We start from the raw sequence: 12,344 nt of genomic DNA, 5'->3' as shown, positions 1-12,344 counted from the left end.
ATGAACCTGAAGTTATCGATCTTATTGTTTGTTGCGTTGTTAGGGTTTTGTGGTTTCTCTACAAATAAGTCGATTGAACAGCAAGCCGAGGCGACATTAAAACCCTATATTTTAAAAGAAGCAGAATGGGCTATGAAACAACAGCCCATAACTGTTACTGCAGAAAGTAGCGAGCGAAGCGCCGGCGACAAACACGATTTCTATTCGGAAGGTGATTACTGGTGGCCGAATCCGGATAATCCAGCCGGGCCTTACATCCAAAAAGATGGTTTAACCAATCCGCAAAATTTTGTGGCACACAGACTGGCTATGATCCGTTTCAGCAGAATTATCGGGGCGTTAGCATCCGCTTACAAAATCACGCATGACGAAAAATATGTAAAGCAAGCCGTTTTGCACCTGAAAGCCTGGTTTATTGATAAAAAAACCTTCATGAATCCCAACCTGCAATATGCGCAGGCAATAAAAGGCGTCGCAACGGGTAGGGGGATAGGTATTATTGATACTATACAATTGATGGAAGTGGCGCAGGGGGTAGAGGTATTGGAGGGTTCATCGTCATTAGATCAGGGAACATTGATGGGTATAAAATCATGGTTTAGCGAGTATTTAACATGGCTCACTACTCACCAATATGGTAAAGACGAGATGAACGCTAAAAATAATCACGGCACCTGCTGGACTATGCAGGTAGCATGCTTTGCCAAATTTACCGGCAACAGTGAGTTGATGAAATTTTGTGCAGATAGATATAAAGACGTGTTGCTGCCGACTCAAATGGCGGCCGACGGTAGTTTTCCGTTGGAATTAAAACGTACCAAGCCCTATGGCTACTCGATATTTAACCTTGATGCTATGAGTACTATTTGCCAGATATTGAGCACTAAAAACGATAATCTTTGGGAGTATCAAACGGCCGATGGCAAGTCGATAAAAAAAGGGATTGCGTTTTTAGAGCCATATCTAAAAGATAAAAATACATGGCCATACCCGCACGATGTTATGCATTGGGAAAGCTGGCCGGTAGCCCAACCGGCATTGATATTTGGCGCGGCGGCGTATCAAGATCAAAATTGGTTAAATATTTGGAAGGCTTTAGATCATGATCCGAACGATGAAGAGATTATTCGTAATCTGCCGGTGCGTCATCCGCTAATCTGGCTGAATTAACAATTACAGCCAACAAATAATTATTTCGGAGGTTGTTTTGGTATAATACACTACAATGGCAGACTTAGCAAAGCGATTCCCCGAAAACCCATTATTACGCCCCGCTCATGTGCATCCAAGCACGGCCGGCATGCAGGTTATCTGTTTGTTGAACCCCGGCGTATTCAGGTTCGAAGGTAAGATTTGGTTGATTGTTAGAGTAGCGGAAAATACTGCCGCAAAAGAGGGAATGATCCTGGTGCCTATTATTGATGAGGAAGGCAAAACCTCTATCATCGAAATTCCTGATAAGCACCCCGAACTCATTAATACCGATGCCAGGGTAGTGCGGTTCCAGGGATTGGATTACCTTACCACGCTTTCGCATCTGCGCCTGCTTTGTAGTGATGATGGCATTAAATTTTATGAGCCCGAAGGTTATGCGCCGCTATTTGGTAGGGGAATGTTAGAGGCTTTTGGTATTGAAGATTGCCGGGTAACTTTTCTCGAAGGCAAATATTATCTCACTTACACAGCGGTGTCCTCAAACGGGGTGACAGTAGGCTTACGCACCACTACTGATTGGAAGACCTTCGAATCGCACGGCGTAATATTTCCACCTCATAATAAAGACTGCGCCATTTTTGAAGAAAAGATCAACGGTATGTATTATGCCCTGCATCGGCCAAGCAGTGTAGATCTGGGTGGCAATTTTATCTGGCTTGCCCAATCACCTGATGGTTTGCATTGGGGTAATCATAAATGCATTATCAAAACCCGTAAAGATCATTGGGATAATGCCAGGGTGGGGGCAGGCGCAGCACCTATTAAAACAGACCGAGGCTGGCTGGAAATTTACCACGGCGCTAACTATAAACATCAATATTGTTTAGGGGCAGTTTTAATGGATTTAAATGACCCTTCAAAGATAATTGCGCGTAGTAACGAACCCTTGATGGTGCCCACGGAAACTTACGAAACCAGTGGTTTTTTCGGCAATGTAGTATTCACTAATGGGCACATTGTTGATGGCGACACGATAACAATCTATTACGGTGCTGCCGATGAATTTGTGTGTGCGGCTAAGTTTTCGATAGCTGAAATATTAAAATCTTTAAATGTATGATTCGTCGGAAAAGTCAACCAGCTCAAATTTTAATAAATACTTGTTGTCTGATAAATTAATGACTGGAGGAAAATTTCATCATTATAACGCCGGCAATGATCAAAATACCCGCGGCAATTTTTACCGCACTTATATGTTCTCCTAATAAAGTTATACCGATTATAAATGCGCCGACGGCACCTATGCCAGTCCAAACGGGATAAGCTATGCTTAACGGCAGTGAACGCATGGCGTACGCCAAAAGTGCGAAACTGCATAACATTGAAATGATAGTGATAATTGATGGGGTAAGTTTTGTAAACCCCTGCGACTGTTTCATGAAGTACGACCATACTACTTCAAGTATACCAGCGATGATAAGTGCAACCCATGTCATAATGCCTTGTTTTAAAGATAAGCGCAAGGCCGTCCTTGACATTATTCCCGAATGGGGGAGGCCGTTCCTCCATTGATTTTGCAATGCAAAGTTATGATAAACCGGTAATTATTCCTAATCCGGGGCGTAACCTCAATATTACTTACACATTTAGGTGCTAACACTTCTTGTATTTTAACCGAATAAATAATAAGTTTAATTATTCGATTTAATACAAATGGAAAAGCGTAAAGGCCTTATATGGCGAATAATACTAATTATTATAATTTACTCTTTGCTAACTCACTGGGGCGACTTTAAACGTGGTGTTATTGATGGATTTAATAGTGGCCAAGCTACAATAGCCAAAGCTCCGTAGGCCAAATAAATCAAATAAAAATATAATCTGATTCTATATAAAAGGGGCCTGGTTTTACAACCTCCAGATCATCCAGCTCGTAAGCCAGGGCTACGCCTGCACCAAATACAAGGTGAGCTATAAAAAGTTGTCGGTAAAAATTCTTTAAGTCTATGCCGATCGGATTGGGGTATGCTTTAAAAACAGTCTTCCATATTAATATTCCCGATACACTACCTACCGTACCCAGCAGCAGCGCATTCGCGAGGCTCGGCCGGGTTTTCTTCAATTCGAGGTATTTATCATAAACAGATGTAAACAGATAGCCTATACTTAAATGCGAGCCCCAACCAGCAAGCTTAGAACTTTGTTTATTTAACATTGTAACACGATTAAGCAATTGGGCTACTATTTCGGGTTCTAGAAAGTTCTTTTTTGCCGCCTTGCTTACTGCATAACTAAACAAAGTCATTGCTGCCGTACCGGCGGTGCCTGCTGTAAATATTTTTCTGAGATTCATAAAACGATGGCTTGCTGAGGTTAACTTAATTTAAAACGTGGCAGTACTTTAAATGTTCTACAACCTTCAGGAATTAAATGAAAAATCCCCGCTTAGTTTACTAAGCGGGGATTTTCCTAATCACACAGCATTAATTGACTTTGTTACTGTGCTGATATTTTGCTGTACGGGCGTCTTTAATAACCCCTTTCCAGTTTAAGCCGTAGGCAAAGTCATAAACGTGGCCTTCGGCATCTTTATAGCATTTCATGTCTAACGGCATATCTTCCGCTTGTGCCTCAACGGTTTCCATATTGGCTGGCATTTGCATAGGTAACAAACCAGATGGCTCTTTGGTGCCGGTCAGAATGTCCAGCATAGCCTGGTCTTGCACGCCAAATTGAACCAATAGAGCATCGGCATCTTTCTCAAATTCGCCGAACACAGTTGGATTATTCATCATTACAGAAACAATAACCGGTTTGCCTTTCATCTTGGCGTATGTATCAGTTACCATGTTAAGATCGGTGGTGTTGATAGCTGTTGATGTTTTGCCTTTATAGCTGCGGTTAGTGAAATTCTCTAACGGATCGCCACCTGCTATACTAGTTGCGCGAGCAGTGGTAGCAGTATACGGACCGTATTGCAGGCTGATAGGCAAATAACCATTGCCACCGGCTTTAACATCATCAGCGCTGTATCCACCTAATGATTCGGGGCTGTTGATAAAAACTAAAGCGTAATCTGCGTCCTCTGGGTTATCGGTTACATTAAAGTATTTTTTAACTACACTGATACTTACCGGATAGTCCAGTTTCTCTGGTGTAGGCATGCCTAAAAAGTTGCGGCCTGCCGGAGTAAACTGCTTAGGTATGTAAACAGTTTTGTTCTTTTTAAGAGGCAATACGCTACCCTTATTTTTTAACATTATCACAGACTTGAGTTGGGCGTCATAACCAGCCGCCATAAACTCTGGTTTGCCGACTGTGGCCTGTGTTTCATTAACATCTAAGTACGGGTTTTCAAATAATCCTACGCGGAAAATGTTTTTCAGCAACCTCACGGCCGACTGCTCGAAACGTTTACGCATAAAAGCCTCGCCATATTCTTTTACCCCCATTTGGTAGGCAGATATTACCGGGGCGGCATCGCTGTTACCACCAAACTGATCTACACCGGCAATTAAGGCTTTGTAGTGGCGTTCGGCGATGCTCAATTTCTCTACACCCCATGATTTGCCCGATAAAAACTGATCAACGGAAGTTTCATCGGCAGTAACCAACCAGTCGGTACAAACTACGCCATCGTACTTGTATTTGCCGCGCAACATGTCGTTAATAATAAACTTGTTATAGTTGTTACCAACGTTCTCGCCGTTTTTTGTATCCTGATTATAAGAGATAGTATAATAAGGCATTACAGCCGAAGCTTCGCCGGTTTTACCTTTTAATTTAAAGGCGCCCTCAGTAAAAGGCACTACGTTTTTGGCAAACTGTTTGGCCGGGTAAACGGCATACTTGCCAAAGCCATAATGCGCATCGCGACCGCCTTCGCCCGAGCCACCGCTTGGCCAATGTTTAACCATAGCATTTACACTATTGTAGCCCCAACCACCCGATGTTTCTTTATCGCCATCAGATGTCTGGAAGCCGTCAATGTAAGCTCTGGCCATATCCGTGGCCAATTGCGGATCTTCGCCAAAAGTGCCGCTGGCGCGCCACCAGCGTGGTTCGCTGGCAATGTCAACTTGTGGTGAAAGGGCGGTGGCAATACCTAAGGCGCGATACTCAGTTGCAGCAACATGCCCAAAGCCTTCGGTTACAGCCGGATCAAACGTAGCCGCCATCCCCAATGATCCAGGCCACATAGAAATAGTGCCGCCCGCGCCTGCATTAAACTCTGCCGAAGCAACAATACCATGTCGCGGGTCGCTGCTGTTATTGGCAGGTATTCCCAGGCCGATACCCTCGGTAAGGGCTTGCATGTTGTTGTTCCACTCCGCTGCTATAGCTGGAGACTGTACTGAGGTAACCAGCACGTGGCGTACGTTGTCCTTTGTCAAAAAGTCGATCTGCTGATCGGTAAGCTCTGATGCTTTGGCACCGCTTTCGGTAAATGATTTGCCTTTATAAGTGCCCGTAAAAGGACCAGCAGGAGGCGCTGGGATAGGTTGGTGGCGGCTATAAAGCATTAAACCTGCAATTTGTTCAACGCTCATTTTGCTGGCCAGATCTTTAGCGCGTACGTCAAAAGGCAAACGCCAATCTTCATATTTATCCAGCTTGCCGTTTTTGTTGAGGTCTTTAAATGCGAGGCCATCAACAGTTAATATTTTAACGCCAGAGGAAGGCGAATAACCGAGTAGTTGCCCTCCCTGATTCTTAATAATGGTATGGTTGCCCGCTGTTTCGCTGGTAAATTTTTGCTGAGCCGTTGCGGCTTGTCCGCATAAAACAGCCATAACAAAAGCATAAGGTGTAAATTTCATCCTCATAAAATATAAATTGGTTTATCTTTAGTGCTCGGGTTGGTTAAATCCTGCTTGTAATGATATTAAGCTGTGTTTTATATACTTAACTTCATTGGTTATAATCAATGTGTTAAAGTAACACATTAAATTAAGAAAGCAATAACCCGAATAAATAATTTTTTTGAGCCGTTGAGGCTATAAGCTTCATCCGAAAGGAATTCAATTTATAGATGAGAAAAATATTTGCCCTACTTACATTTTTACTACCCGTTGCTGCGCTTGCTCAGAATTTCACCCAAGCCGATATCCAACGTTGTGAAACCCAAGCCAAACAAGTATCCATCATAAGAGACGATTATGGTGTACCGCACATTTATGGCAAAACCGACGCCGATGTTGTTTTTGCATTGATGTATACGGAGTGCGAAGACAATTTTAAAGGTATAGAACGTAACTATCTTTACCAGTTAGGCCGCCAGGCCGAAGCTGACGGCGAGAGCCGTTTGTACGAAGACCTGCAGATGCAACTGATAGCAGATACCGCTGATGCTATAAAGGAATATAAAGCTAGCCCGCTATGGTTTAAAAAATTAATGAATTCTTTTGCAGATGGTATAAATTACTATCTCTATAAACACCCCGAAGTGAAACCCCTGGTATTTAAACATTTTGAGCCATGGTTTGCCTTGATGTTTACCGACGGTAGTGTTGCCGCAACCAATTATGGCGATATAACATTACAGGAGTCAACGCAGTTTTACAGCCATGAACCACGGCAAATTGGTGCGACAGGCACGGGGCTTAAACGCGAAATTGTTGAGGAGGTAGATAAGCGTGAAATGGGTTCAAATGGGTTTGCAATTTCACCATCAAAATCGAAGTCGGGGCATGCCATGTTATATATTAATCCGCACGTACCTTTCTATTTTCGTTCGGAAGTGCAATTGGTGAGTGAGGAAGGATTGAATGTTTACGGAGCGGTAACTTGGGGGCAATTTTTTGTTTATCAAGGATTTAATCAGCATTGCGGGTGGATGCATACTTCAAGCTATGCAGATGTAGCCGACGTGTATGCCGAAAAGGTATCGAACAAAAATGGCAGTTGGGTTTATGAATATAATGGCGCACAAAAGCCGGTTACAGTAAAGCCCGTTAAGTTAACTTATTTGAATGACGGCCAGCAATTATCTAAAGAGTTTAAGGGTTTATTAACCCATCATGGGCCTGTATTAGCGAGCAGGGACGGAAAGTGGCTGGCCCTGAAACATTACAACCGCTCGTATAATGCATTGCTCGAATCGTGGTTAATTACAAAGGCAAATAACCTCGTTGAATATCGAAAAGCGATGGAGTTGCGTGCAAATACGAGCAACAATACCGTTTATGCCGATGACAAGGGGAATACGGTATTTTGGTACGGCGACTTTATGCCGAAGCGTAACGCAAAATACGATTGGCGTCAACCCGTTGACGGCACGACTACCGCAACCGAATGGCAAGGCACGCACTCTATCGACGAGATTGTGCACGTATATAACCCATCTACCGGTTGGATTCAAAACTGTAACTCCACGCCTTATACTTCGGCAGGGAAAGATAGTCCGGATAAAGATAAATTCCCACTGTATATGGCGCCAGATGGGCAAAATTATCGTGGCGTAACCGCTGCAAAATTATTGAGCACAAGCGGAAAACTCTCGTTAGACGATATGATCGGCTTAGGATATAACCGCTACTTATCGGCTTTTGATGTGTTGTTGCCAGAGTTAGTTAGTGCCTACAACCAGTCGACAGATACATTAAAGCAACAATTGACAGAACCGATGATTGAATTGCAGAAATGGGATAAAATAGCAGCAACAAATTCGGTAGCAACTACGCTCGCGGTAGAGTGGGGCACCTTAATGTTCAGGGGACTTCCAAAAGCTACTTCGACAGAAGCGGGCACATATCAAACCGACAGGGTAACGGAAATGTTGGGCAAAACATCTGCTCATAAGGAGTTGGAATACCTGGCCGAAGTAGTAAGCAGCCTGAAGGCTCGTTACGGGACATGGAAGATGCAATGGGGGGATATTAACCGATACCAACGCCCGGATAATGGTGTGTTTGATGATAGTAAGCCAAGTGTTCCGGCGGCATCTGTGGCCAGTACATTCGGACAGCTACCAGCGTTTGTGAGCCGTACACAAAATACCCAGAAACGTTACGGCTACTCGGGTAATAGCTTTGTCGCCGCGGTTGAGTTTGGCCCGCGTATCAAGGCTAAAAGTATTGAGACCGGGGGTACATCGTTTGATCCTACGTCAAAACATTTCACAGACCAGGCAGATGGTTACCTTACCGGGAAATTCAAAGATGTGCTTTTTTATAAAGAAGATGTATTGAAGCACGCCGAGAAAACCTATCACCCGGGCGAGTAAATCAGATAAGCCTAATTTTCGTATGTTTGATGTAATAATTTGATGATGAAGAAGTATTTACTTGCTGTTATAATGCTGTTCCTCGGGTTTTCTAAAGTGCAGGCCCAGCACATCAATTTTCAGGATATGCTGAGTTTGGTTGGTGCGTCAACAGCCCAGATCAACCAGTTCTTAACCGTCGGTAAAAAATTTGAATTTCTGTCAACCGACATGACTCAGGGGATTCCCGTCAATAAATACCAGAATCGGTATGGTGCAGATGGCTTTCGCGAAACTGTGATTACCGGGATGGGCACACGTCAGGTCGACGGTAAAGTACTGCATGTTTTGAGTTATACCACAACATCCGTTAAGCACATTAACGAATTAATTAAACAAATAACTAAATATGGTTACCCTTTAACCTTTAAGGGTAACGATAACGATAAGATGATTAGGACTTATGAGAGCGACTTGTATAGCGTGGCCGTTTATACGCCGTTGCCCGGAAAAAGTGGATACTACTCTGTAGAAGTGCACGAGAAACGCTTAATTACCCTAGATTAAAAATGCCCTAGAAATATTTCTCGGCAGTAAGGCCGTAACTTAACAGCGAGTTTTCGCGGTTAGTACGATTCATGCGGTTGTATGTAAAAGAAGTGGTAAAGCTTAACCACTTTCGAAGCTTGACAGAGAGGTTAGTTGTGGATCGCACGATATAATCACTGCGTCTGGTAAAAGAGTTCTGTATAAAATCGCTGCCGTCCAAAACGATGATGTCTTTTATCATAAACTTAAACAGTATCCTGAACGAGTTTCGATAGGTGTCATAAACGTCATGTGTGTCGTCATCTAAAAACAAGTTGCCTCTGTCGTATAAAATACCATCGCTCACATTAAACATGGCATTTTTCTTATTTACAAAGTAATAGGCTACCCCTCCGCCGGCTTGCAATTGGTCGTTGATTCTTAAAGAAACGCTGGTTGTATAATTGGCTAGTCCCCAATAATAGAAGCGGGCGCTATCTCCTGCAAAAACATCGAAATCCAGCGACGAGGTGAAATCGTTGTTTGTAATGTCGTTATTCGATTTACCATAAATCCAGTTATTGTTGAAGTTAGCCGCGATGGACTTCTTCCTTAAGCCGAATTTTAACGAATTGTTAAGCAGGTAGGAGCTTCCATCATTGGTTTTATTGATAGAACCCGAAGAGTTGAAGTTAACGTAGTGGTGCGTGGTATCATTAAACTGCGCCAGGCAGTTTAGTGTAATCAATAATAATAAAAACAGCAGAAGGCTTTTACTAATCATAGGCTATCAGAGTTGTTCACAAAGATTTGAACAACCAGAAATAGCAATGGTTCTGATTTAATAAGTAGTTTTCATAAAACCCAATTACACAGTGAGATCATGCGAACCGAAGCATTTATTAAAAAGCTCTGTTATTTGATGACGATCTTTTTTTGTACAGGGCTTTTTAAAAGATAGCCTTGGTTTAACGCTGCTCTTGGTTTCATAAACCGGAAACCCAGGATGTTCTACCTCAAAGTAGTCTTTGTAATTGGTTTGATTTGTCCGGCTCAGTTGCTGCACTAACTGGCCGAACGTTACTAATCTTCTGTAAAAGGGGCTCATAGCAAATATTTGTTTATGCTTATTATCAGGCAATTAGTATGCCATATCAATAAGCATACTTTCAACAAATGTTCAAGGGTTTTCCACATTGTTAAATTAATTCGTGGAAAACCAACGCCCCTATGACGGAACTTAAATGTGCTGATCGATGATCTGTTTTAGCTGTGCAGCTTGCATAACGCCCGATTGCCGCCATTTGGCTTGCCCATCTTTAAACAATATTAATGTGGGTACGCCTTGTATTTTATAAGCGTCGGCAGCCGAAGGGTTTTTGTCAATGTCAATCTTTAATATCTTCAGGCGATCGCCGGTCATTTCCTTTAACTGTTTTAAAATAGGAGCCATCATTTTACAAGGGCCGCACCATTCGGCAGAAAAATCCACCAATACCGGCTTCTCATCATTCAGCAGATCTGCAAATGTTGCCATGTTTTTTATGTTTTAAACGCGTACGCCATCTTTGCTTAATTGTATGCCACCATTATGGCCTACATGCACACTTTCGGCATAAACGTCGTCGTCAATAAATAGCTTCTCGTTATCAATCGTGATATTATGGTCACCAAATTTAAAATCGCCACGAATGCGGAGTACGTGAGTTTCGCCAACGTTGTGTAGCTCATTAATGATATGGCTGGATAAATGCGATGCAGTTTTGGTATCTAATTGTAAAACATCGATTACGGTATGGCCGGTTCCGTTAGTAACATGGATCTGGTTGTCGGTACGTTGCACCTTGTAATCCGGATGGTCGTAGTCACTGTCGGCAAGTACAATGTTGTGTCCAAGGGTATCGGTAAAGTTGGTGTCAACGGTCAGTAAAGACTGTTCTGAAGATTTGCTTAATGGCGAATGAATGCTCTTAACTCTTAATAACTCCACGGATTCACCATCTTGCAGGTAAGTGATAACGGGCTGATCTACAATAAATGCGTTCGACCCAAACAAAAATGTGTATTTCATAATTTTGAGCTGTTTACATTACTTAATAACAAACCGGGTCTAAATGTTTAGGTTGTAAACAATTAAATTACTGGTGTGCGCTGTTATAGCAATTTACCGTATTTTTAATTATCATTGAGGGTAAATTATTTACTTATTTGTATGGGGTAAATAATGAAACAATCAAAACCCATACGCCGTATTAAACGTATATTTAGCTTAAAACAACATCCAATACCCCTTAAAGCCCCATCAGAGTTAAATGAGCAGTAGCGAAAGCAAAAGACTTGAGGCTGTAGGCCGGTTTATGGTACTTAATGACGCGGTCAGCAAAGATCTTAACGATATTGTTAATTTAACAGCACAGATTTGTGAAACACCAATTGCAATGGTCACCATCATTGATGAGGATATGCAATGGTTTAAAGCTACCATGGGGGTTGATATTTATTGCAACACCCGCGAGGCCTCTTTTTGCCGTTTTACAATTGAACAAGATGAGTTGCTCATTATTCCTGATGCCAGCGTCGATGAACGTTTTAAAGATCATCCTTTCGTAGTGGGTGGCCCGCAGATTCGTTTTTACGCTGGCGCTAATCTGACAACACGCGACGGCCAACATGCAGGTACGTTATGCATACTCGACGTAAAACCTAAGCATTTAACAGAGAGCCAACAGAATGCGCTTCGGGTATTAGCGAAACAGGCCATAAACCTTATGGAGCTAAGCTGGAGTTTGCAAACCCTCGACGAAAAGCACCAGGAAGCCGTGGAAAGCAAACGCGAAACGGAAGCATCGCAATTGCAGCTCAGGGCTATTTTTGATAGTTCGAAAGATTTGTTCGTGTTATTAGGCAAGCATCTAAATATTCTGGCATTTAATAAAGCGGCAGATCAGTATTATATAAAAACCATCGGAACCGGTTTGTTTATCGATAAATTTTTGTCGGATTACCTGGAGCCGCATATCTTAAAAAAGATGGTACGGTATTATAGCGCGGCCTTAGCGGGGCATTCTGTACGTGGGGAACTGCATGTACGGCGTGGTACACCGCGCGAAGCCTGGCTGGATGTTTCGTTTATTCCGGTAAAAAATGGGAATGATGTATTTGGTGTTGCCGTTAATGCATCAGACATAACCGCGCGTAAAAGACACGAGGAGCAGATAAACCTGCAAAATGAAGCCTTGCAACGAATTGCCATTCTACAATCACATGAGATCCGCAGACCAGTTGCGTCTTTAATGGGTATGATAGAGCTGATAAAATTAGAACAAGATAATCCTTATGACGATTACGTCTATTTTAAGATGATAGAAACCACCGTGAACGAGCTGGATGATAAGATTTGTAATATTGTGTTGGAATCGGAAACTACGCTTAACAGAAGCGTGAACTAAGAAAAAGA

The 12,344-nt window shown here is 42.6% G+C and carries 12 protein-coding genes; 5 read left to right on the top strand and 7 right to left on the bottom strand.

The features are described from left to right. Window positions 1-1,170 carry an alginate lyase family protein gene (locus tag GSY63_RS17765; protein ID WP_166587178.1) on the top strand — a complete coding sequence of 390 codons (1,170 nt, stop codon included), beginning with the start codon at window positions 1-3 and terminating at the stop codon, window positions 1,168-1,170. 55 nt (window positions 1,171-1,225) lie between these two features. After that, window positions 1,226-2,275: a glycoside hydrolase family 130 protein gene (locus GSY63_RS17760; protein ID WP_166587177.1), complete on the top strand. Its 1,050-nt coding sequence runs from the start codon at window positions 1,226-1,228 to the stop codon at window positions 2,273-2,275. 55 nt (window positions 2,276-2,330) lie between these two features. On the opposite strand, the gene GSY63_RS17755 is transcribed toward GSY63_RS17760, so the two are convergent. The 3 genes from GSY63_RS17755 to GSY63_RS17745 form a co-directional block, all read right to left on the bottom strand. Then, window positions 2,331-2,651, bottom strand: a complete 321-nt coding sequence (locus GSY63_RS17755; RefSeq protein ID WP_166587176.1) for a DMT family transporter — start codon at window positions 2,649-2,651, stop codon at window positions 2,331-2,333. A 368-nt stretch (window positions 2,652-3,019) separates the two neighbouring features. Beyond that, window positions 3,020-3,508, bottom strand: a complete 489-nt coding sequence (locus GSY63_RS17750; RefSeq protein WP_166587175.1) for a hypothetical protein — start codon at window positions 3,506-3,508, stop codon at window positions 3,020-3,022. Between the two features lie 130 nt (window positions 3,509-3,638). After that, window positions 3,639-5,981, bottom strand: a complete 2,343-nt coding sequence (locus GSY63_RS17745; protein ID WP_166587174.1) for a glycoside hydrolase family 3 protein — start codon at window positions 5,979-5,981, stop codon at window positions 3,639-3,641. 206 nt (window positions 5,982-6,187) lie between these two features. Between GSY63_RS17745 and GSY63_RS17740 the strand changes: the two genes are divergently transcribed. Together GSY63_RS17740 and GSY63_RS17735 are read left to right on the top strand one after the other, a co-directional pair. Further along, entirely contained in the window at window positions 6,188-8,380 is a 2,193-nt protein-coding gene (locus tag GSY63_RS17740; RefSeq protein WP_166587173.1) for a penicillin acylase family protein, read from the top strand. Window positions 8,381-8,422: 42 nt separating this feature from the next. After that, window positions 8,423-8,926, top strand: a complete 504-nt coding sequence (locus GSY63_RS17735; protein WP_166587172.1) for a hypothetical protein — start codon at window positions 8,423-8,425, stop codon at window positions 8,924-8,926. 7 nt (window positions 8,927-8,933) lie between these two features. On the opposite strand, the gene GSY63_RS17730 is transcribed toward GSY63_RS17735, so the two are convergent. The 4 genes from GSY63_RS17730 to GSY63_RS17715 form a co-directional block, all read right to left on the bottom strand. Continuing rightward, window positions 8,934-9,671 (bottom strand): DUF481 domain-containing protein, encoded by a 738-nt coding sequence (locus GSY63_RS17730; protein WP_166587171.1) that lies wholly within the window; start codon window positions 9,669-9,671, stop codon window positions 8,934-8,936. An 84-nt stretch (window positions 9,672-9,755) separates the two neighbouring features. Continuing rightward, window positions 9,756-9,995, bottom strand: a complete 240-nt coding sequence (locus GSY63_RS17725; RefSeq protein ID WP_166587170.1) for a hypothetical protein — start codon at window positions 9,993-9,995, stop codon at window positions 9,756-9,758. Between the two features lie 132 nt (window positions 9,996-10,127). Beyond that, window positions 10,128-10,424 carry a thioredoxin gene (gene trxA / locus GSY63_RS17720; RefSeq protein WP_166587169.1) on the bottom strand — a complete coding sequence of 99 codons (297 nt, stop codon included), beginning with the start codon at window positions 10,422-10,424 and terminating at the stop codon, window positions 10,128-10,130. Window positions 10,425-10,436: 12 nt separating this feature from the next. Beyond that, complete coding sequence (locus GSY63_RS17715) at window positions 10,437-10,958, bottom strand: hypothetical protein (RefSeq protein ID WP_166587168.1); 522 nt, start codon at window positions 10,956-10,958, stop codon at window positions 10,437-10,439. A gap of 241 nt (window positions 10,959-11,199) precedes the next feature. Here GSY63_RS17715 and GSY63_RS17710 point away from each other — a divergent pair, with 241 nt between their 5' ends. Beyond that, window positions 11,200-12,336: a PAS domain-containing protein gene (locus tag GSY63_RS17710; RefSeq protein WP_166587167.1), complete on the top strand. Its 1,137-nt coding sequence runs from the start codon at window positions 11,200-11,202 to the stop codon at window positions 12,334-12,336. The last annotated feature ends 8 nt before the right edge of the window (window positions 12,337-12,344 follow it).

The organism is Mucilaginibacter agri, from assembly GCF_009928685.1.
Classification (GTDB): Bacteria; Bacteroidota; Bacteroidia; order Sphingobacteriales; family Sphingobacteriaceae; genus Mucilaginibacter; species Mucilaginibacter agri.
Note: the sequence above shows the minus strand (reverse complement) of the source record. Positions and strands in the feature narration are given on the sequence as shown.

Excerpts from the sequence above, each read along its gene's own strand:
- GSY63_RS17750 (WP_166587175.1), bottom strand. The coding sequence starts at position 3,508 with ATGAATCTCAGAAAAATATTTACAGCAGGCACCGCCGGTACGGCAGCA.
- GSY63_RS17740 (WP_166587173.1), top strand. The coding sequence starts at position 6,188 with ATGAGAAAAATATTTGCCCTACTTACATTTTTACTACCCGTTGCTGCG.
- GSY63_RS17735 (WP_166587172.1), top strand. The coding sequence starts at position 8,423 with ATGATGAAGAAGTATTTACTTGCTGTTATAATGCTGTTCCTCGGGTTT.
- GSY63_RS17760 (WP_166587177.1), top strand. The coding sequence starts at position 1,226 with ATGGCAGACTTAGCAAAGCGATTCCCCGAAAACCCATTATTACGCCCC.
- GSY63_RS17755 (WP_166587176.1), bottom strand. The coding sequence starts at position 2,651 with ATGACATGGGTTGCACTTATCATCGCTGGTATACTTGAAGTAGTATGG.
- GSY63_RS17745 (WP_166587174.1), bottom strand. The coding sequence starts at position 5,981 with ATGAGGATGAAATTTACACCTTATGCTTTTGTTATGGCTGTTTTATGC.
- trxA (WP_166587169.1), bottom strand. The coding sequence starts at position 10,424 with ATGGCAACATTTGCAGATCTGCTGAATGATGAGAAGCCGGTATTGGTG.
- GSY63_RS17725 (WP_166587170.1), bottom strand. The coding sequence starts at position 9,995 with ATGAGCCCCTTTTACAGAAGATTAGTAACGTTCGGCCAGTTAGTGCAG.
- GSY63_RS17715 (WP_166587168.1), bottom strand. The coding sequence starts at position 10,958 with ATGAAATACACATTTTTGTTTGGGTCGAACGCATTTATTGTAGATCAG.
- GSY63_RS17765 (WP_166587178.1), top strand. The coding sequence starts at position 1 with ATGAACCTGAAGTTATCGATCTTATTGTTTGTTGCGTTGTTAGGGTTT.
- GSY63_RS17730 (WP_166587171.1), bottom strand. The coding sequence starts at position 9,671 with ATGATTAGTAAAAGCCTTCTGCTGTTTTTATTATTATTGATTACACTA.
- GSY63_RS17710 (WP_166587167.1), top strand. The coding sequence starts at position 11,200 with ATGAGCAGTAGCGAAAGCAAAAGACTTGAGGCTGTAGGCCGGTTTATG.